Source organism: Chloroflexia bacterium SDU3-3, assembly GCA_009268125.1.
In the GTDB taxonomy this organism is placed as follows: domain Bacteria; phylum Chloroflexota; class Chloroflexia; order Chloroflexales; family Roseiflexaceae; genus SDU3-3.
In genome coordinates this window covers 75,459-92,827 of record WBOU01000020.1, presented here as the reverse complement: position 1 = coordinate 92,827, position 17,369 = coordinate 75,459, and the positions used below count along the sequence as shown (strand labels likewise).

Here is a 17,369-nt window from a genome sequence, read left to right as displayed (position 1 = left end):
GTTTGCCACGGAGCACAGCTATGCCAGTTACCAAGCCCACACCGACCGAGATCGGCCAGTACTACGACACCATGGCGGCGTTCTACCAGACCCTCTGGGGTGACAGCGTGCACTTCGGCTTTTGGGCCGACCCGACCGATACGAGCGTGACCATGGCCGAGGCGCAGCAGGCCTTCACCGACCTGATGATCGCCCAGCTGGATGTGCAGCCTGGCCAGCGCGTGCTGGATGTGGGCTGCGGCACGGGGCGGCCTGGCATCCAGCTCTCGCTCAAGGCGGGCGTGGCGGTTACGGGCATCACGGTGAGCCAGAGCCAGCGCGACACCGCCGAGGCCAATGCCAGGGCGGCGGGCGCGGCCAACGCCAGCTTCGAGCTGGTGAACGCCATGGAGCTGCCCTACGCCGACAACAGCTTCGACGCCGCATGGGCCTTCGAGTCGTTCTTCCACATGCCCTCGCGCCTGCAGGTGCTGCGCGAGATGGCCCGTGTGGTCAAGCCCGGCGGCAAGATCGTGATCGCCGACTTTGTGACCATCCGCCCCATGACTCAGGAAGAGATCGACATCGCCTACCCGGCCTTCGCCGTGGCCGAGATCGGCTCGTATGCCGACTACATCGGCGAGCTGAAGGCGGCAGGCCTGGTGGGCGTGTACTGCCGTGATGTCACGATCAACACCATCCACCCCAGCAACGTCGCAACCCTCGGCGCCCTCCAGACCAAGGAAAGCCAGGACATCCTGATCAGCGTCTATGGCGAGCCGATGGTCAGCGGCATGCTTGGCGGCTGGTCAGCTATTCAAACGGTCAATGAGACACTCTCCTACATCGTCGTTTCTGCAACCAAACCCGGAGCTTCAGCATGACCACGACCGACACCTTGGATCTTGCCTTCGCCCGCCTCATCCTCGAACGCTGCGCCAACCTGATCTATGTCTATGATCTGGAGACGCAGCAGAACGTCTTCGCCAACCGCGAGATAGCAACGGTCCTGGGCTACACGGTCGAAGAGATACAGGCGATGGGGTCGCAGCTGTTTGCGATCCTGATGAACCCCGACGACTTCCCCGTGGTGGGCGCGCACCAGGGGCACATTCTGGCCGCCGCCGATGGCGAGGTCTGCACCGTCGAGTACCGCATGAAGCACAAGAACGGCGACTGGCGCTGGCTGGTCAGCCGCGACACGGTGTTCCGGCGCGGTGCCGACGGCAAGCCGACCCAGTACTGCGGTATCGTCGAGGACACCACCGAGCGGCGCAGCACACTTGAGTGGGCGCAGCGCGCGCTGGCGCTCAACCCCATGCTGGTGTATGTGTTCGATATGGTCACGCAGCAGAACGTCTATGCCAACGGCCAGATCGGGCACATCCTGGGCTACAGCACCGAGGAGATCAAGGAGATGGGCAGCTCGCTGATCGTCTCTCTGATGCACCCCGAGGACTTCCAGAGCTTTGCCGCCATCCTGGGCCAGATCGCGAGCGCCGCAGACGATGAGACGATCGCCTGCGCCTACCGTATGAAGCACAAGAACGGCGATTGGATCTGGCTGCAGGACAACGTGCGCGTGTTCCTGCGCGCCCCCGACGGCTCGGTGCAGCAGTATATGGGCGCTATTCAGGATGTGACCCAGCGCAAGCACGAGGAGGAGGAGCGCGTGCAGCTGCAGCAGCAGGTGATCGAGGCCCAGCAGCACGCGCTGCGCGAGCTTTCGACGCCGGTCATCCCCGTCTCCGAGGATGTGCTGGTGATGCCGCTGGTCGGCTCGATCGACTCGCAGCGCGCCCAGATGGTGATGGAGTCGCTGCTGGATGGGGTTGGCAACAACCACGCCCGCACGGTCATCCTCGACATCACCGGTGTGCCGGTGGTGGACACCCAGGTGGCGGGCGCGATCCTGCGCGCGGCCCAGGCCGTGAAGCTGCTGGGGGCCGAGATCGTGCTCACTGGCATCCGCCCCGAGGTGGCGCAGACCTTGGTGACGCTGGGCGCGGATTTCCAGGCCCTGGTGACGCTCAGCTCGCTGCAGAACGGCATCGCCTACGCCCTGCGCGAGCGGCGCCTGCTGGCGCGCTAGTGCGGCACTAAAAAAACGCCCTGCGTCGGAGTGATCCGACGCAGGGCGTTTTTTGCTGTGTGGGTCGGTGGATGCGTTAGGTGGAGCTCAGCAGCCAGCCCGGCACCCACAGCCCGTTCAGGCCGCGTGCGGCCAGCACCATGGCGGCGACCATCAGCAGCAGCCCCAGGGCGATCACGGCGTAGTCGGCGGGGCGGTAGTGCAGCTTCTGCACCCAGGTGCGCGGCCCCACGCCAAAGGCGTGCAGGTTCATCGCATCCACCACATCCTCGCCCTTCAGGATAGACCCAATGGTGATCGGGATGAGCAGCGGCGCGGTGTTGCGGATGGCCTGCAGCACGCCGCCGGCCCGCTCTAGCTCGTAGCCGCGCGCCCGCTGGGCATCGAGCGTAGTCATGAAGTCGTTGCCCAGGCTGGGGATGAAGCGGATGGCCAGATCGAGCGCGAACGCGATGTTGTCGGGCAGGCCTAGCCGCCGGAAGGCGATGCCGTAGGCGGCGGGGTGGATGGTGAAGGGCAGCACCATGGCCAGCGTGGCCATGGTGAAGAGCCGCACCAGCTGGGCCACGGCAAACACCAGCCGCTCCACACTGATCAGGATCGGCAGGCCGAAGAGCGAGGCCTGCCAGATCGGGTGCTCGGCGCTGTACAGGCCGGTGCCGCCGCGCCCGGTCAGCAGCGTGAGCAGCGTCATGAAGGTGAACAGGAAGCTGACCGCCATCCAGAACCGCCGCGTCTCGCGCCATGTGAGCCTGGCGAGCCACAGCTGCGCGAGCGCGATGCCGAAGGGCACGGCCAGCAGCCGCAGATCCCACAGCAGCACGGTGGCGATGGTGGCGCACAGCGCGAAGATCAGCCGCGACCGCGGGTCGAGCCGCTGGATGAAAGTGCCGCGCTCTTTGTAGTTGAAGCTCGCCAGCATCGTGCTACCGCCCGCTCTGCGCGCGCGCCGCTTGGTAGGCCACCAGCAGCAGCGGCACCAGGATCAGCGCATTCACCAGGTTCGAGCCAGCGCCCGGTACGAACTCGCCCAGCAGCGCGGTGAGCAGCGAGTAGCCGTTCCACCAGATGTCGGCGATGGCCGCGAAGCCGATGCCGATGATGATCGCCACCGCGCCCCACAGCGCCGCCGCGCCGATCTCCTCTTTGCCGCGCAGCAGGAAGCGCACGCCTGCGGCTAGCACTACCACCACCAGCGGCACCCACCACAGCGTGCCCACGGTGCCGCCGCCCATCTGGTCCTCAATGTTCGGGTTGGTAAGCAGCAGCACAGTGAGCAGCAGGTTGACTACGATGATGATCGCGGTCAGCACGTTCAGGCTGGCCTTGCGCGAGCGGAAGGCCAGCGACAGCCCGGCCACCAGCCCGATCAGGCCATTGCCGATGTCCCAGGTGGGCGAGATGCCCCAGCCGCTGAGCGCGTCGCCCAGGATGTTGCCCACGAATCCCACGAAGAAGCCGACCGCCGGGCCAAACAGCACCCCGAAGAAGATCGGGATGGCGATGGCGGGCCGCAGCGTGACGAGGCTGATCGAGGGCAGCTGGAAGATGCTGTTGGTCAGCCAGCTGAGCACGCCGTAGAGCGCCGCGCCGATGGCCATGAACACCACCTCGCGCGTGCCTACCGCCCACAGCTTAGGCGAGCCGACCAGCGCGATGGTGACGTACACCAGCGCCGCGCCGACGATCAGGAAGGGGATCACCCTCGCAATGTCGATTTCGGCCTTTGTGTAGGCATTACCGATAAGGATCAGGATGATACCTACGACAAGACCGATCAGCACCGGCTTGAGCGGGCGCAGCCATTGATTTTCCGACGCCGTCGTGGTTGCCATCGCACACCTCCTCGCCTGGGGTATGGCCCAGGTATCACAAAAATCTGCGCACGCTTCGTCGGGTGCGATCACTCACCGATATAGGGCGCGAGCTGCGCCAGGGGAAGAAAGCGCCCGGTCTTGGGCAGCAGCTGCAGGTTCAGCTCCAGCAGCGAGGTGGGCAGCACGCGGCAGCGCTCCAGCAGCGCTCGGTTGGCCAACACCTGCTCGGGTGCGCCGTCGGCCTCGATCTGGCCGTCGCGCATCAGCACCACGCGGGTGGCGTAGGTCACGGCTAGGTCCACGTCGTGGGTGATCAGCACGGTCGCGCCCAGCCCTTCGATCTGGCCGATGGCGCGGATGAGCGCGGCGGTGCTGCCGTGGTCCTGCCCGGCGGTTGGCTCATCCAGCACCAGCACGCGGGGCCGCATGCTCAGCACGGCGGCGATGCTCAGCCGCTTCTGCTGGCCGAACGAGATCGCCAGCGGGGCGCGCTCCTCGAAGCCTGCCAGGCCCACCTGTCGCAGCGCCTCGGGGATCTGGGCCTCCACGGCGGCCATGTCGCGCCCGATGTTCTTGGGGCCGAAGCTCAGCTCGGCGCGCACCGTGGGGGCGAACAGCATGTTGGAAGGGTTCTGGAACACGTAGCCCACCGTGCGCGCCAGCTTCGCCACGGTGGATTTGCGGGCGTCCTGCCCTTCCACCAGCACGCGGCCCTTGCTGGGGCGCAGCAGGCCGATGCCGTGGCGCAGCAGGGTGCTCTTGCCCGCGCCGTTGGGGCCAAGGATGGCCACCACCTCGCCCTCGCGGATGTCGAGCGATACGCCACGCAGGATGCTGCGGCCATCGCCGTAGGAGAAGTGGATGTCCTCGAACTGCAGCAGCGGCGCTCCTGGGGTGGGGCGCGGCGCAGGGGGCACGCGGTCGGCAGCGATCTTGCGCAGCGTCACCTGGGCGGGCAGCCGCACCTCGGCGGGGTCGGCGAAGGCCACAAAGTCGCCGGTGGGGCCTGCGAAGGCCACGCGGCCCTGCTGCAGGAAGAACGTGCGGGCGGGCTGCACATGCAGCACATCCTCGACCCGATGCTCGACCACCAGCACGGTGCGGCCCTCGCCCGCGATGTCGCGGAACAGCTCCAGCGCCTCGCGGGCCGAGGCCGGGTCGAGGCTGGCCAGCGGCTCGTCGAGCAGCAGCATGCGCGGGTTCATGGCGAGCGCCCCGGCCAGGGCGACCTTCTGGCGCTCGCCGCCGGAGAGGTTGGCGGTCTCGCGGTCGCGCAGGTAGGCGATGCCCAGGCGCTCTAGCGTGGCGTCCACCACGGCGCGGATGCGCTCGCGCGGCCAGCCCAGGTTCTCCGGGCCGAAGGCTACCTGCCGCCCCACATAGCTAGCCACGATCTGTCGGTCGGGGTCTTGCAGCACGGTGCCCACCAGCTGGGCCAGCTGGGCCAGCGAGAGATCGGCGGGGTTCTGGCCCGCGATCGCGATGCTGCCGGCCAGCTCGCCGCCGTAGCTGCGCGGGATCAGGCCGTTCAGGCAGCGCAGCAGGGTGGATTTGCCACTGCCGCTGCCGCCCGCGATCAGCAGCAGCTCGCCCTCGCGCGCGGCCATGCCGATATCGCTAAGCGACGGGGTGTCGGCGGCGCGGTAGCGAAAGCTCAGGTTGTCGATGTGAAGGAGGTCGCTCACGGCTCTCTGTATCTATCAGTCTGTTTGTTAAGGATCATAATCCGCGAACCCAAGTTTGTCAAAGTGCTGAAAGCCAGTGTTAGGTGAGCGAAAAGCCTATCGATGGTGCTTCGATAGGCTTGGCGTCTCGCTTTTCCCGCTGTCGGATCTGGCGGTGTGGGTGCGCTACTCGCTGATCGCGCGGATGTAGCGCTCGGCGGATGCGCTGATGGCCTGCTTGGCCTCGGTTAGGATGCGCAGGTGCCACCACGCGCCGTAGATCCGATCAAATGGGAACGGCTCGACCTTCGCCACGATCCGGCGCACCGCGCTGGCTGGCAGCGGGATCAGGTTGGGGTAGCTGCGCATAAAGCTCACGAAGCGGCGATCTTGCACGATGTGGATGGTGTCGCCGGTGAGCAGCACGCCGCGCCCCTCGGCCCCGGCGGCCCAGTGCAGCACCGCGCTGCCCGCGAAATGCCCACCACAGCGGATGAGCGTCACGCCATCCACCAGCTGGAGCGTCTCGCCCTCCCAGAACCGCACAGCCTCGCTCGGGCGCATCACCCACTGGCGGTCGTCGGCGTGCAGGTAGATCGGCACACCGCCCAGCGCCTCGCTCCAGGAGACCATGGAGGCGTAGTAGTGCGGGTGCGAGATGGCGATAGCTTTCAGGCCGCCCAGAGCCTGGATCTGCGCCACGGTCGCATCATCCACCAGGCTGATGCAGTCCCACAGCACGTTGCCCTCGGGGGTCTGCACCAGCAGGGCGCGCTGGCCTAGCGCGAAGCCAGGCTCGCTGCCGATGCCGGTGAGCGACGGCTCCTGCTGCTCGAAGCGGTTGTGGTGGCTTTCGCGCAGCTGCTCGATCGTGGTCCAGCGCTGGCCGTCTCGCCCCACATACTGGCGCTCATCCTGGCAGATCGGGCAGGCGGCAGGTGGCAGCTCGCTATCGGCAAACTGGGTGCCGCAGGTCTGGCAGATAAAGTTAGCCAAGGGTCGCTCCTTCTCTGTGAAACGTGTGTGCGTATTATAGCGCACCCAGGGCAGGGCCATATCGGGCGGAAGGGGCGGGGGCTTCTGTACCAAAGGCCAGGTGCGGGATGCTACGGCTGGATGGCGCGCAGCTGCTGCACCACCTCGGCGGCGTTTACCTGCTCGTAGTTGCTGGCGATCTTGCCTTCGGCGATGCGGTAGATGTTGGTGCCCCTCAGCTCCACGGGCTGGCCGGTGGCGGCGACGCCCCGGAATGCGCCGCTGTGGTGACCTCGCAGCACCCAGCGCACTGCCACGCGGTCGCCTTCGGCCAGCAGGTCTTGGATGCTGGCGGTGAACGGCGAGAAGGCGGCGTGCAGCATCTGCATGGCGCTGCGCACCATGGCGGGCGGGCACGGGCTGTCGTTCACCGCGTAGCTGGGCGCAAAGATCTGATCGACCGAATCGGCATCGTTGCTCATCCACACGTCCTCGATCCAGTGGCGTACCAGGGCTTTGTTTTCTTCGGTTGACATAGGTATACTCGTTTTTTTATAGATAGGGAGTACAGTGTGTTATCGAGACTTCGGCATACTTCTGTGAGCGTAGGAGCTATGCCAATGTCGAGACGATTTGCCCAACGACCGCATTGTAGCACGGATAGGCGTAGATAATGGGCAGCTCTGGAGCGTGGACCAATGACATATCGTCGCGTATCTGCGCACAGGTCTAGCGATCTGGCTACACCTCACTCGGCGAAAAAGTTGCGCAGCGCGTGGTACACCTCGTCTGGCGCCTCCTCGGCCAGATAGTGGCCTGCGTCGATGTGCTGGCCACGCACATCCGCCGCCCAGTCTCGCCATATCGCGCAGACATCGTACCATTGCTCCAGCTCGCCCTGGGCGCTCCAGAGCGCAAGAACCGGGCACGCGATGCGCCGCTTGCCGCGATCTGCCTCATCCAGGGCGTAGTCGACCGTCGCGCCCGCCCGGTAGTCCTCGCACATGGCGTGGATGGTGGCGGGGTCGTGGCAGCAGCGCAGGTAGTCGGCCAGCGCCTCTGGGTCGAAGCGCTCCCGCCCGCTGCGGAAGTAGTAGGCGTCGGGGTTTGCGCCGATGAGCCGCTCGGGCAGCGGGGCGGGCTGGGCCAGGAAGAACCAGTGCCAGAACCCCAGCCCGAAGCGCATGTCCGCTCGGCGGAATGCCTCGCCCGTCGGGATGATGTCGAGCACGGCCAGCTTGCGCACCCGCTGCGGGTGGTCGAGCGCCAGCCGATAGGCGCAGCGCCCGCCACGGTCGTGCCCTGCCACCGAGAACTGCTCGAAGCCGAGCTGCTGCATCAGCGCGACCTGATCCTGGGCCATGGTGCGCTTGGCGTATGGCATGTGGTCGGGGGTAGTCGCGGGCTTCGAGCTGTCGCCATAGCCGCGCAGATCGGGGGCGACGACGGTGAACTCGCGGGCGAGCTGCGGCGCGATCCGGTGCCACATCACGTGGGTCTGCGGGTGGCCGTGCAGTAGCAGCAGCGGCGGCCCATCGCCGCCGTGGCGCACGCGCAGCGTCACTTCGCCCACGCTGATGTGGGAGAGCGTGTACTCCTCAAACATGGCTGCCTCCTTGTCGCTGTTCGCTCGGTTGCCGCTGGCGAGAGCATTCTGCATGCCATGGATGTTATATATTGAAAACCGTTCAGCCGCCGAACTCAAACATGGGAGAGGTCACCTCGTTATGGTAGCGATTTAGGGCTGGAACGAGCGAAGCGCATCTGCATCGCCTCCTCTTCAAGTTCATAGGAGCCAGATATCTAGCCCTCGCTGTGCGCTTCGCTCGTTGAAACTTTTCCCGATCAAGATCTATCTGTTGCTAGCAAGGGTTCTCATTATCTCTTCCGAATGCTGAACCTTGGCAAAGGCAAATCGAAGGGCATTCAGCTCTGCCGTCTGCATCTCTTCGGTGTAGGTTGCGGTGACATCTGCCCCCATCACGATGTTAAACCCTCTTTCATAACCTTGTCGCGCCGTTGCGCCGCAGCAGCAGTTGGTCAACGTACCGGAGATGATGATGGTTTCCTTCTTCATATTCCGCAGAATGGTTTCAAGCGGAGTGTCAAAAAAAGCACCATACGAGCTTTTATGAATGATTATCTCCCCAGCCTCTGGCTTCAGATCCTGCCAGATATTCCCGTGGGTGAACCAGCTTGGATCACTTCCGAGCTCTGGAAATCGATTCGGCATAAACGATCCAGATTGTGGCCGATCAAGAAACTCGTGGGTTTTGCTGAAGACGGTATAGATAACAGGAACATTGCTTAGGCGGCAGAAGTCGATCAGGGCTTTGATCTTTGGCACCTGCCGTGTCGCTTCTGGGATCCATGATGATGTCCAGCCAGGTTTGACAAACTCATCCTGCATGTCTATCACGAGCAGGGCACTATTGGTAGCGGAGTAGTCAAAAGTGGCCAAACCTTGGTGATACTTCTCGTTGGCGATTTTGATGATCTGTTCTTCGCTAAAGGCCATTTTTGTACTCCTTGGGTCTGCGCTCGCGAGTCTTGGCTGGCGCTGCTCATGTGTATGATATCGCTGCAATTATAGCAAAAAAGGCAAAAAATTGCTTGTTACTGTGGATTATTCGTAGTATTGTTCGAGTGTGCTATCTGGCACAATGTTTCCCTGTGATGATTGGAAGAATCTCTCATTTTGCCGGAGTACCTACTTTATGCACCAGAAAATGATAATAAAGCTAGTATCTCCTCTCTGTCCATGCAAGCCCCCGCGCCCCACGAGAGGTGCGGGGGCTTGCCCCGCTCAGCGCAGCCAGGCGGGCGTCAGCTCCTCGATGGTCACCTCGATAGGTCGCCAGTTCACAGACAGGCGGCTCCACGACCCGGCCTCGTCGCCCTCGCGGTCGACCCAGACCTGGAATTGTTCCACGACCTCGCCAGAGGGCCGGTTGAAGGTCAGCTGGCGTTCGTCGCTCTGGTTGCTTGTCACCTTCGTATTGACCGTTGAGGCGGCGGATGGTCGCACCTCGACGATCTTCCAGCCCGTGGGTGCGGTGTATACGGCGTCCCAGGCGCTGCTGCCGTTTACCTCGGTGTGGTCTGGCTCGTCCTCGCGGGCGTGCATGGAGATACGGCTCTCGATCTCACTCTCGGTGATGCGCAGCTCGCCGCGCACGCTCAGGCTAGTTGGCGAGTCGTCCTCGGTGTCGAAGTCGCGGTCGCCCTTGCCGACGCGCGGCGGCGTGTACGGCCCTGTGCTGCCAACATCGATCAGCGGCTGCCTGATCCGCTGTGGCTCCCACGGCACGACCACGATCTCGGGGAAGCCGACGCTGCTGCCATCCCACGAGACCACGATCTTGCGGATGTGGGCGCTGTAGAGCTGGGCCGCCATCTGCCCTAGGTTGAGCGTGATCTGGTAGTGCGTGGTCCTGCCGATGCGGCTCTCGGGCAGCGGCGTGCGCTGGCCCTGCTCGTCGACTAGGAAGATACTCAGCGGGGCGCTCGACGTGTCCTTGTGGTCGAGGTCGTAGCCCGCGATCAGCACGGTCGACCACTTCTCCGGCGAGATTTTCAGGTCGATTGATGCCGGGTCGACCTGGCAGAATCCCGGCGGCACAGGCAGCTGGCTCTGGCCCAGCAGCTCGGCCTTCAGGGCGCGCAGCGACTGGATGGCGCGGCTGCCCAGGAAATCGGTGTTGCAGCGGAACTCGGTGCCTGCGGTGGCGATGCTACGGTTCGCCAGGCTCTGCGCGTCGACGCGCACCGTCTCGGAGATGTCCTTGGGCAGCTGTTCGGCCACGCGCTGCAGCACCGACTGCCATACCGCCGAGCTGACGCCGATGTCGTGGATGCCGCTGTCGATGATGTTGGCGGCGCGGTCGATCGACGAGCTTAACCCCCCTGTTAGGTCGCAGGCCGTCATGGCCAGCATGCACAGGATGGCTACGCCAACCTGCATCAGCTTTGCGCAGGAAGATAGCCTAAGGTAGGCCTGATTCTTTGCCACGGTTGCCTCCCAAAAGCGATGGCCCGCGTCGCAGCAGCGCTGCGCCGTGGGCGACATACAACGCGCACTACAAGCTGTCGTGCGCGTCTCGGGTGTATCGGCTTGGATGTGGTTAGGGTATGTTCACATGAAGAAACGGTGGGGGAGACTCGTTTCGCATAGGCCGTTGGGCGGATGGATTCCTACGCCGCGCGGCCAATGCGCCTGCCGAGGCGAGATTGGCCGCGCGGCATGCCTACGCGGTGGGGCTGGCAGGCGGGCGGGAGCTGTCGATGTGGCTGGCTGCTACACCGATCATCACACGCTGTATGGTCTCTGGTGCGGCGGTGATGTGGATGCGGTGCGGCTCCATATGCGCATTGGCCTTCTGAATCCACAGGATCAGGCCCGCGTCGCTGGCGCTGGTCTGCTCGGCGCGGTGCATAAGCCAGCCCATGAAAAGCATCCCAACCAGCCCGAGCGCGGCCGGGGGCGTTCGGATGATCGCGGTGAGCAGCACAAGCAGCGCGACCAGCAGCCCGGTCACGATCTGCCCGCGCATGCGCTGCTGGCGGACGCGTGGGTTGGTGTGGTCGTAGGTTTCGATCTGGGCTGGTGTCGTCAGCGCGAAACTCCACCTTCCCAGCATGCGCGTCGCGCAGCGCATCGTGTGGGCGTTAGGGTTAAACGTGATGGAGGTGGAGCGGAGCGAGCGGCGGATGCCGATGGAGATCGCCACGGTGATGAGGATCATGAGCGGGAAGGCGCTATACCATAGCGACTCGTAAGGCGTGCCGTCGACGACGCCCCAGACCATCAGCGGGCCAGTGAAGACAAGGGTGATCAGCAGCAGCGGGAGAAATGTGAGCATCGCCCCGCGTAGGCCGGAGATGGCGTGCAGATCGACCGTCAGCGTGTGTTCTGATGACTCTGGGTTGTTGGGAAGGGTCTGCATAATTCTGCATTCTATCTATGGTGTATCCAAATCACATGTTTTTTACGGATGCTTGCCTTTAGGCGTGAACGCCCACCAGCTTCAGCGGTGGGATGAAACGCTCCGCTTGAGCGGCTTTCGCCCATAGTCGGCATAGCACATATGTTGTATTTTACGGAGTGGTGTGCTATGTTTAACGTATGCAGAAAACCTACAAATACCGCATCTATCTCACCAAAGAGCAGCGCCGATTGCTTGAGCAGCAATTGGAACTGTGCCGTTGGGTCTATAACGAGACGCTTGCCGAACGCACACGTGCGTATGAAGAACGCGGCAAGCGGTTGCGGTTGTACGATACCCAGGCGCTGCTTCCGGTTTGGAAGGTGGCAAAACCTGCATTGAAAGGCGTTCACTCACAAGTCCTACAAAACGTCTCGGTGCGGGTTGATTTGGCGTATCACGCCTTCTTCCAACGCGTCAAACGTGGCGCTGAACAAGCAGGCTTTCCCCGGTTCAAAGGCAAAGGACGATACGACAGTATCACCTACCCGCAGTACGGGAACGGGGTGCGGCTGGAGGGCAATCGGTTGCTCCTCTCGAACGTCGGCGCGGTCCACGTTGTTTTGCATCGTCCCGTTGAGGGAACGCCCAAAACCGTGACGATACGCCGTTCTCGGAGTGGCAAGTGGTTTGTCTCGTTTTCCTGCGAGCTGGAAACGCATGAACAACGCCCCACGGGCGAAGTGGTGGGCGTGGATATGGGGCTGGCATCGTTCGCGACGTTCTCCGATGGCGAGCAGATCCCTAACCCGCGTTTCTACCGCCGCGATGAAGCAGACCTGGGGCGCGTCCAGCGGCGGAAGGACGCCGCCAAGCAAGCAGCAAACTGGGCCGAGCACACCAAACAAAAGCTGATCCTTGCCAAGATCCACGAGCGCATTGCCAACCGACGCAGCGATTTTGCGCATCAGGCAAGTCGCACGCTCGTCAATCGCTTTCAAGTCATCGTGTTTGAAGACCTTGCCCCGCAAGCCATGGGCACGAGCAGCGGGATGCGCAAGAGCATTATGGACGTGGCGTGGTCGCAGTTTATCGCGATGACCGTCAGCAAAGCGGCAGAAGCTGGCAGGCGGGTCATGCTGGTCGACCCCCGCAACACGTCCAAAATGTGTTCCCGCTGCGGCACATTGGTCGATAAGACCTTGTCTGACCGCGTGCATAGGTGCCCGACGTGTGGGCTGGTGATGGATCGTGATGTGAATGCGGCGATCAACATCCTCCAACGCGGCCTCGCTACCCTTCGTACCTGACATGGTGGAGTGGGGCGGCACTCCCTTGAAGCCCACGCGCGTTAGCCGTGGGAGCCGTCACACCAATGTGCGATATAGCTGCTGCCTTGCTTACCTCATCACCAGCGGCAGGAAGGCTTGGCTGCCCGCCAGCGTCGTGGCCGATGCCTCGCCGGAGTAGGCCGAGTCGCCCTTGGCGTTGGTGGCGCGCACGCGGTAGGTGTACTGCGTGCCGGGCCGCAGGCCGAGCGTGTCGGAGAAGGCCGTGGTGTCCGCGCCCACCGTGGCGATCTGCGCGTAGCTGCCCGCGCTTCCCGTGCGGCGCTCGATCTTGAAGCCGATCTCGTTGTCCGCCGCGTCGGCCCATGTGAGATCGATCTGGGCGAAGGATGTGGCCTCGGCGGCCAGCGCGGATGGCGCGGCGGGCGGCTCGGTGGCGGGCGGCACATACTCGTACGCGCCCACGTCCAGCGCCCCCACGGCGAGCCGCTCCTGCATGCCCATCGGGTGCACGTACTCGTACGCCGGGGCGAGCGCCACGCCGCTGGCCGCGCCTGGGCTTGTGCCCGCGCCGATGGCGGGCGACCCGGCGGCCAGGCGGTAGTCGAACCCGGCGCGGTCCACTAGCCCCGCGTCGGCGGTGGCGAGGTTGCTGATCAGGTTGGCCGTACCGGGGCCGGAGTAGGGTGTGCCGGTGCCCACAAACAGGTTGTTCTGCACCTGCGCGGGCACGCTACCGACCACCCGCACGAAGGTGCCGCCGCTGGGCCGGTCGTTCACCATGGTGTTGTTCACGACATACAGGTGCTGGTCGGGGTTGACCGCGCCCTCCTCGCCGTAGGTGAGGATCACGGGGTTGTCGGTGTTTGGCCCCTGCTGCAGCAGGTTGCCAATCACATAGGACGTGCCGCCGTTTGGCAGGTCGATGGTGTAGCTCGATGTGCCGCTGGCCTCGTCCATAATCCGGTTGTAGAGGATGTAGTTCGTCTTTGCGCGGCTCTTCACGGTGTGGCCGATGTTGGCGTGGTGCGAGTAGCTGTAGCGCAGGGTGAACGAGCGAATTTGGCCGATGTACATGTTGTGGGTGTACCCCGAGTCGCCCAGGCCGTTGTTGGCGAACTCCGAGTGCTCGATCACGATGTCGCTGCTGCTGTTGCTCCCGGTCAGGATGCCGTTCTCGTTGTCGTGGAACGAGCAGCGGCGTAGGGTTAGACCCGCGCCCTCCTGGCGGATGCCCGCGCCGTTCAGGTCTTTTACGCGTGCGCCGGAGAACGCGATGTTCTCGATGGTGGTGTTCTGCCCAACGACCACCCAGATGGCCTTGCCGTTGGGGATAAGACCGCTCGACTGGAGCTGCGCCACCCCATTGACTCCTCTGATAGTTAGGTTGCTAGCGCTCCAAGTTGCCCAGTCGTTGGCATAGACTCCCGCGTCGATCTCGATGGTGTCGCCATCCTGCGCGGCCTTGGCCGCCTGGCTGGGCGTGGTGTAGGTGCGCCCCGGCCCCACCTGCAGCACCCGCGCGGCGGGCGCGATGGGCTGGTGCGAACCCTTGCTATATGCGTCGAGTGGCTGGGATGCTACAAAAAACAGGAGTGCGGCGAGGAGGGTTGCGATGCGATGCATATCGAGCCTTGTTGCTGGTATGTGGGCGAATAGCGCTAGTATAGAGGATAGCTCATGTGATGTCACTGAACATAAGTGAAAGCCGGTAGGCTGTAGGACTCGTTGTAGTTTTCGCACTTGGCAGCGCATGGGGGCAGAATGGACATGTCCCAACCCTATTGCTGATCAGTCGCGCAAGCGATACTCCCAGCCCTCGCGCCACGCGAAGTCCTGCTCCATCAGGGCTTCGAGCGCCACGCCATTCAGCTGCTGGTCGAGGGCCCAGCGCGTGGCCACGTGGCCGATCACCAGGATGCGCCGCCCTTCCCAGCGAGGTCGCAGGTCACCCAGGAAACGGCTGGCCCGCGCGACCGCCTGTCGCCAGCTCTCGCCGTTGGGGTAGGGCAGATCGAGGTGCTGCGCGCGGCTGCGGTGCATTGCCGCTGCGGGCTGGCCGTTCAGGTCGCCGTAGTCGCACTCGCGCAGCCGCCAGTCGGCCAAGATTGGCACTGCCGCCGCTTCAAAGGCGATCCGCGCCGTCTCGACCGCGCGCCCCAGGTCGGATGTGAACACGGCGGTGATGCCATCATCGCGCCGCCGCGCGCCCAGCTCGCTAGCCAGTGCGCGCCCGCGCTCGGAGAGCCGCCCGTCGAGCCAGCCGGTCGCGATGCCGCGGTCGTTATCCTCACTCCACGAGTGGGTCTCAAACACGATCTGGATGGTCATTGGCGCTCCTCGCTATTTTCCCTTCTCAATGCAGTATATCAGCCGCGTATAGGTGTGCGCCACGCCATCCTTGATCATCTGGTGGCCTTCCTCGTGGCCTGCCCGCGCCATCCCGCACTTCTCCATCACACGCGCCGAGCCGATGTTCTCCTCGTGGCATGTCCCGATGATTTTGCGCATGCCCAGCGCATCAAAGGCCAAGTGTATGACCGCTTGAGCCGCCTCGGTCATATAGCCGTGATTCCAGTAGCGCCTGTTTGATATCCACCCGATCTCGGCCTGATCCGCCTCGACCACCAGCGATATATTCCCGATCATTTTGCTGTGTTCTCGCAGGATGATCGCGAACTCGTACCAGCTCGGCTGGCTGTTTGACATCTCGCCGATGCAGGTGTCGATGAAATCGGCGATCTTCGCGCGCGTCTTGGGCCAGTAGCGCATATAGCGCCCTGCTTCTGGATCGGCCCCATACTCGCAGATATCGTCCAGATCCGCCGCCCGCACCGCTCGGATGCGCAGCCGTGCGGTCTCAATGGCTCTGTTCTGCATGGGTTCCTTGCACGAGCCGCTTGCCGAGCCGAAACTGCACGCAGGCGAAGATGATAATGTCGATGATGAAGATGTAGATGATAAACCCGCTGTTGGCGAAGGTCCACTCGCCCAGCGTCAGCAGCGTGAGCGTGATGCCCACACAGGTGGCCAGCCATGGCCAGGCGAGCTCGGTCTCGGGGTGGCGGTAGGCCTTGTTCAGCGTCGGCAGCCCGGCCAGGCCGTCGGCCACGATGCTGAAGAAGATCGCCACGTTGCCGACCCTGGTGATCAGCCAGAGCGCCAGCCCCACCACCGAGAGCACGCCGCAGATCAGATCGAACCGCGTGAGCTTCCACTCGGCCTGCTTGTTGACAAACGAGGCGGTGAAGATGAGCAGCGGCAGGAAGCCGGTGCTAAACGTCATCAGCGCCTCAAGGCCCACGCCCTGCCGCACCTGGGCCGCGAAGGCGATCATGGGCGCGACCGACCACAGCAGGAACGACACGCGGTTGGGCCGCACGCGGCCCTTGATGGTGTTCCACAGGTACGTGATCGCGCCCGAGGTGCTGATCAGCGTGCCAATGATGACGAATCTTTGATCGAGCATATGCTCCTCGGCTCTTGTATCTTGCGGGTGCCCAACGATCACGCTCTGTGCAGCTCATCCATGGTTGCGGGGGTGCCTGCCCGCCTTGCGCTCGTTGCCGCGCTTGTAGTTGCCGGTCAGGCGGGCCATCCGCTGCTGCGCCTCGCCCTCGGTGCAGCTTGCGAGCTTGGCGATAAAGTCGCGGGCGGCGCTGCCGCGCAGCGTGGCGGCCACGGCCCCGTGGTGCAGGATAACCACATCCTCGTTCTTGCGCACGCGGTAGGTGAACCCCAGGTCGCCGCTCTGCTCGGTCTCTTCCGTTTGGCTCTCGCTCATCGCTACTGCTCCTCTGTCGGCTGCGGCGTTACTCGTTCCCACCTTGCGATAGCTGGTACGACATCATTATAGCTGTGATTTTGCCTTGATAATGGCAAGTACCGCATCTGCCCACTCATCATAGCGAAAGATTACATAGTTAAGATAATCGCTCATAGAGAAATCAAGATACTCCCACTGGCGCTGCATCTGTGTATGCGGGGCACCCCCTAGCCCACTTGGTCGAGTGTGCCAGGATTGATTTGCCCAATCGGCTATGATAGCACCCCATTCCCGCCATGTTAGGTCAATAGTCTGGCCTTGTGGCGTGCCTATCTCACGCCAGGGAAGCAGATCACCAGCGGCCATCACCATATGCGTCTCCGCTAGGAAGGGATAGAGGGTGTTGCTACACCACTCATCGGTGGCTGGCAGATCGTTGCTTGGCTCCCAGTCGGGGCGGTATTGACACACAACTCCATGCCGCTTCTCTGCTGCGAGAAGATATGGGCGGCATCTACCAGCGGTAGCCCTCGGTCGAGGACGCCAAATACAGCGTGGACGAAGGGAATTTCTTGATGAAGGGTGATTGGTTGTGTGAAAGACATAGTGATTCTCGCGATAATGGTTTCTAGCTTTCCACAGTGCGAGGGCTTCTCATCTCTCTATCTGGATTATGTGGCCCACATCGTCCCGCCAGCGATACGGTATGCACGCTACCGCCTATATCAGTGATTGAACCAAGCATAGAATGGCTCGCCTCGAATTTGTCGCAGCGGCCTCCTCTGATTGCTGTATGTGCCAAACTCGACCGATATAGCCGCCCTGCTCACGGTGTCGATGCCCAGGTTATACCGCGCTAGCA

Annotated in this window: 16 protein-coding genes and 1 pseudogene; 3 read left to right on the top strand and 14 right to left on the bottom strand. The window is 63.4% G+C overall.

The genetic code is table 11. From position 1 onward, the window contains the following. The first annotated feature begins 20 nt into the window (after positions 1–20). Positions 21–863: a methyltransferase domain-containing protein gene (locus tag F8S13_24400; GenBank protein KAB8140373.1), complete on the top strand. Its 843-nt coding sequence runs from the start codon at positions 21–23 to the stop codon at positions 861–863. Further along, positions 860–2,071, top strand: coding sequence for a PAS domain-containing protein (locus F8S13_24395; GenBank protein ID KAB8140372.1), 1,212 nt, complete (start codon positions 860–862; stop codon positions 2,069–2,071). The genes F8S13_24400 and F8S13_24395 overlap by 4 nt, the downstream gene beginning before the upstream one ends. 76 nt (positions 2,072–2,147) lie before the next feature. Here the strand turns inward: F8S13_24395 and F8S13_24390 are convergent, their stop codons facing one another. The 9 genes from F8S13_24390 to F8S13_24350 form a co-directional block, all read right to left on the bottom strand. Continuing rightward, positions 2,148–2,993, bottom strand: a complete 846-nt coding sequence (locus F8S13_24390) for an energy-coupling factor transporter transmembrane protein EcfT (GenBank protein KAB8140371.1) — start codon at positions 2,991–2,993, stop codon at positions 2,148–2,150. A gap of 4 nt (positions 2,994–2,997) precedes the next feature. Then, a complete protein-coding gene (locus F8S13_24385; protein ID KAB8140370.1) occupies positions 2,998–3,906 on the bottom strand; it encodes a hypothetical protein in 909 nt (302 codons plus the stop codon). 68 nt (positions 3,907–3,974) lie between these two features. Beyond that, positions 3,975–5,573 carry an energy-coupling factor ABC transporter ATP-binding protein gene (locus F8S13_24380; protein KAB8140369.1) on the bottom strand — a complete coding sequence of 533 codons (1,599 nt, stop codon included), beginning with the start codon at positions 5,571–5,573 and terminating at the stop codon, positions 3,975–3,977. A 165-nt stretch (positions 5,574–5,738) separates the two neighbouring features. Beyond that, positions 5,739–6,548 carry an MBL fold metallo-hydrolase gene (locus tag F8S13_24375; protein ID KAB8140368.1) on the bottom strand — a complete coding sequence of 270 codons (810 nt, stop codon included), beginning with the start codon at positions 6,546–6,548 and terminating at the stop codon, positions 5,739–5,741. 110 nt (positions 6,549–6,658) lie between these two features. Further along, positions 6,659–7,063, bottom strand: a complete 405-nt coding sequence (locus tag F8S13_24370) for an ester cyclase (protein KAB8140367.1) — start codon at positions 7,061–7,063, stop codon at positions 6,659–6,661. Between the two features lie 212 nt (positions 7,064–7,275). Further along, on the bottom strand, positions 7,276–8,133 hold the full coding sequence (locus F8S13_24365) for an alpha/beta hydrolase (GenBank protein KAB8140366.1): 858 nt from the start codon (positions 8,131–8,133) through the stop codon (positions 7,276–7,278). Between the two features lie 246 nt (positions 8,134–8,379). Further along, a complete protein-coding gene (locus F8S13_24360; GenBank protein KAB8140365.1) occupies positions 8,380–9,045 on the bottom strand; it encodes a cysteine hydrolase in 666 nt (221 codons plus the stop codon). Between the two features lie 288 nt (positions 9,046–9,333). Then, positions 9,334–10,491, bottom strand: a complete 1,158-nt coding sequence (locus tag F8S13_24355; GenBank protein ID KAB8140364.1) for a hypothetical protein — start codon at positions 10,489–10,491, stop codon at positions 9,334–9,336. Positions 10,492–10,774: 283 nt separating this feature from the next. Next, positions 10,775–11,473, bottom strand: coding sequence for a hypothetical protein (locus tag F8S13_24350; GenBank protein ID KAB8140363.1), 699 nt, complete (start codon positions 11,471–11,473; stop codon positions 10,775–10,777). Positions 11,474–11,652: 179 nt separating this feature from the next. Here F8S13_24350 and F8S13_24345 point away from each other — a divergent pair, with 179 nt between their 5' ends. Next, a complete protein-coding gene (locus F8S13_24345) occupies positions 11,653–12,762 on the top strand; it encodes an IS200/IS605 family element transposase accessory protein TnpB (protein KAB8140362.1) in 1,110 nt (369 codons plus the stop codon). 429 nt (positions 12,763–13,191) lie between these two features. On the opposite strand, the pseudogene F8S13_24340 reads toward F8S13_24345, so the two are convergent. From F8S13_24340 to F8S13_24320, 5 genes and pseudogenes are all read right to left on the bottom strand, one after another. Then, positions 13,192–14,178 (bottom strand): annotated as a pseudogene (locus tag F8S13_24340) (hypothetical protein). A gap of 354 nt (positions 14,179–14,532) precedes the next feature. Then, positions 14,533–15,072: a histidine phosphatase family protein gene (locus F8S13_24335; protein ID KAB8140361.1), complete on the bottom strand. Its 540-nt coding sequence runs from the start codon at positions 15,070–15,072 to the stop codon at positions 14,533–14,535. Between the two features lie 12 nt (positions 15,073–15,084). After that, entirely contained in the window at positions 15,085–15,621 is a 537-nt protein-coding gene (locus F8S13_24330) for a GNAT family N-acetyltransferase (GenBank protein ID KAB8140360.1), read from the bottom strand. Next, positions 15,602–16,210 (bottom strand): hypothetical protein, encoded by a 609-nt coding sequence (locus F8S13_24325; protein ID KAB8140359.1) that lies wholly within the window; start codon positions 16,208–16,210, stop codon positions 15,602–15,604. The genes F8S13_24330 and F8S13_24325 overlap by 20 nt, the downstream gene beginning before the upstream one ends. A 54-nt stretch (positions 16,211–16,264) precedes the next feature. Next, complete coding sequence (locus tag F8S13_24320) at positions 16,265–16,483, bottom strand: hypothetical protein (GenBank protein ID KAB8140392.1); 219 nt, start codon at positions 16,481–16,483, stop codon at positions 16,265–16,267. Positions 16,484–17,369 lie beyond the last annotated feature (886 nt).

Coding starts and splice junctions, on each gene's coding strand:
- F8S13_24370 (KAB8140367.1), bottom strand. CDS start 7,063: ATGTCAACCGAAGAAAACAAAGCCCTGGTACGCCACTGGATCGAGGAC.
- F8S13_24365 (KAB8140366.1), bottom strand. CDS start 8,133: ATGTTTGAGGAGTACACGCTCTCCCACATCAGCGTGGGCGAAGTGACG.
- F8S13_24390 (KAB8140371.1), bottom strand. CDS start 2,993: ATGCTGGCGAGCTTCAACTACAAAGAGCGCGGCACTTTCATCCAGCGG.
- F8S13_24335 (KAB8140361.1), bottom strand. CDS start 15,072: ATGACCATCCAGATCGTGTTTGAGACCCACTCGTGGAGTGAGGATAAC.
- F8S13_24395 (KAB8140372.1), top strand. CDS start 860: ATGACCACGACCGACACCTTGGATCTTGCCTTCGCCCGCCTCATCCTC.
- F8S13_24330 (KAB8140360.1), bottom strand. CDS start 15,621: ATGCAGAACAGAGCCATTGAGACCGCACGGCTGCGCATCCGAGCGGTG.
- F8S13_24355 (KAB8140364.1), bottom strand. CDS start 10,491: ATGCAGGTTGGCGTAGCCATCCTGTGCATGCTGGCCATGACGGCCTGC.
- F8S13_24385 (KAB8140370.1), bottom strand. CDS start 3,906: ATGGCAACCACGACGGCGTCGGAAAATCAATGGCTGCGCCCGCTCAAG.
- F8S13_24400 (KAB8140373.1), top strand. CDS start 21: ATGCCAGTTACCAAGCCCACACCGACCGAGATCGGCCAGTACTACGAC.
- F8S13_24325 (KAB8140359.1), bottom strand. CDS start 16,210: ATGCTCGATCAAAGATTCGTCATCATTGGCACGCTGATCAGCACCTCG.
- F8S13_24345 (KAB8140362.1), top strand. CDS start 11,653: ATGCAGAAAACCTACAAATACCGCATCTATCTCACCAAAGAGCAGCGC.
- F8S13_24350 (KAB8140363.1), bottom strand. CDS start 11,473: ATGCAGACCCTTCCCAACAACCCAGAGTCATCAGAACACACGCTGACG.
- F8S13_24360 (KAB8140365.1), bottom strand. CDS start 9,045: ATGGCCTTTAGCGAAGAACAGATCATCAAAATCGCCAACGAGAAGTAT.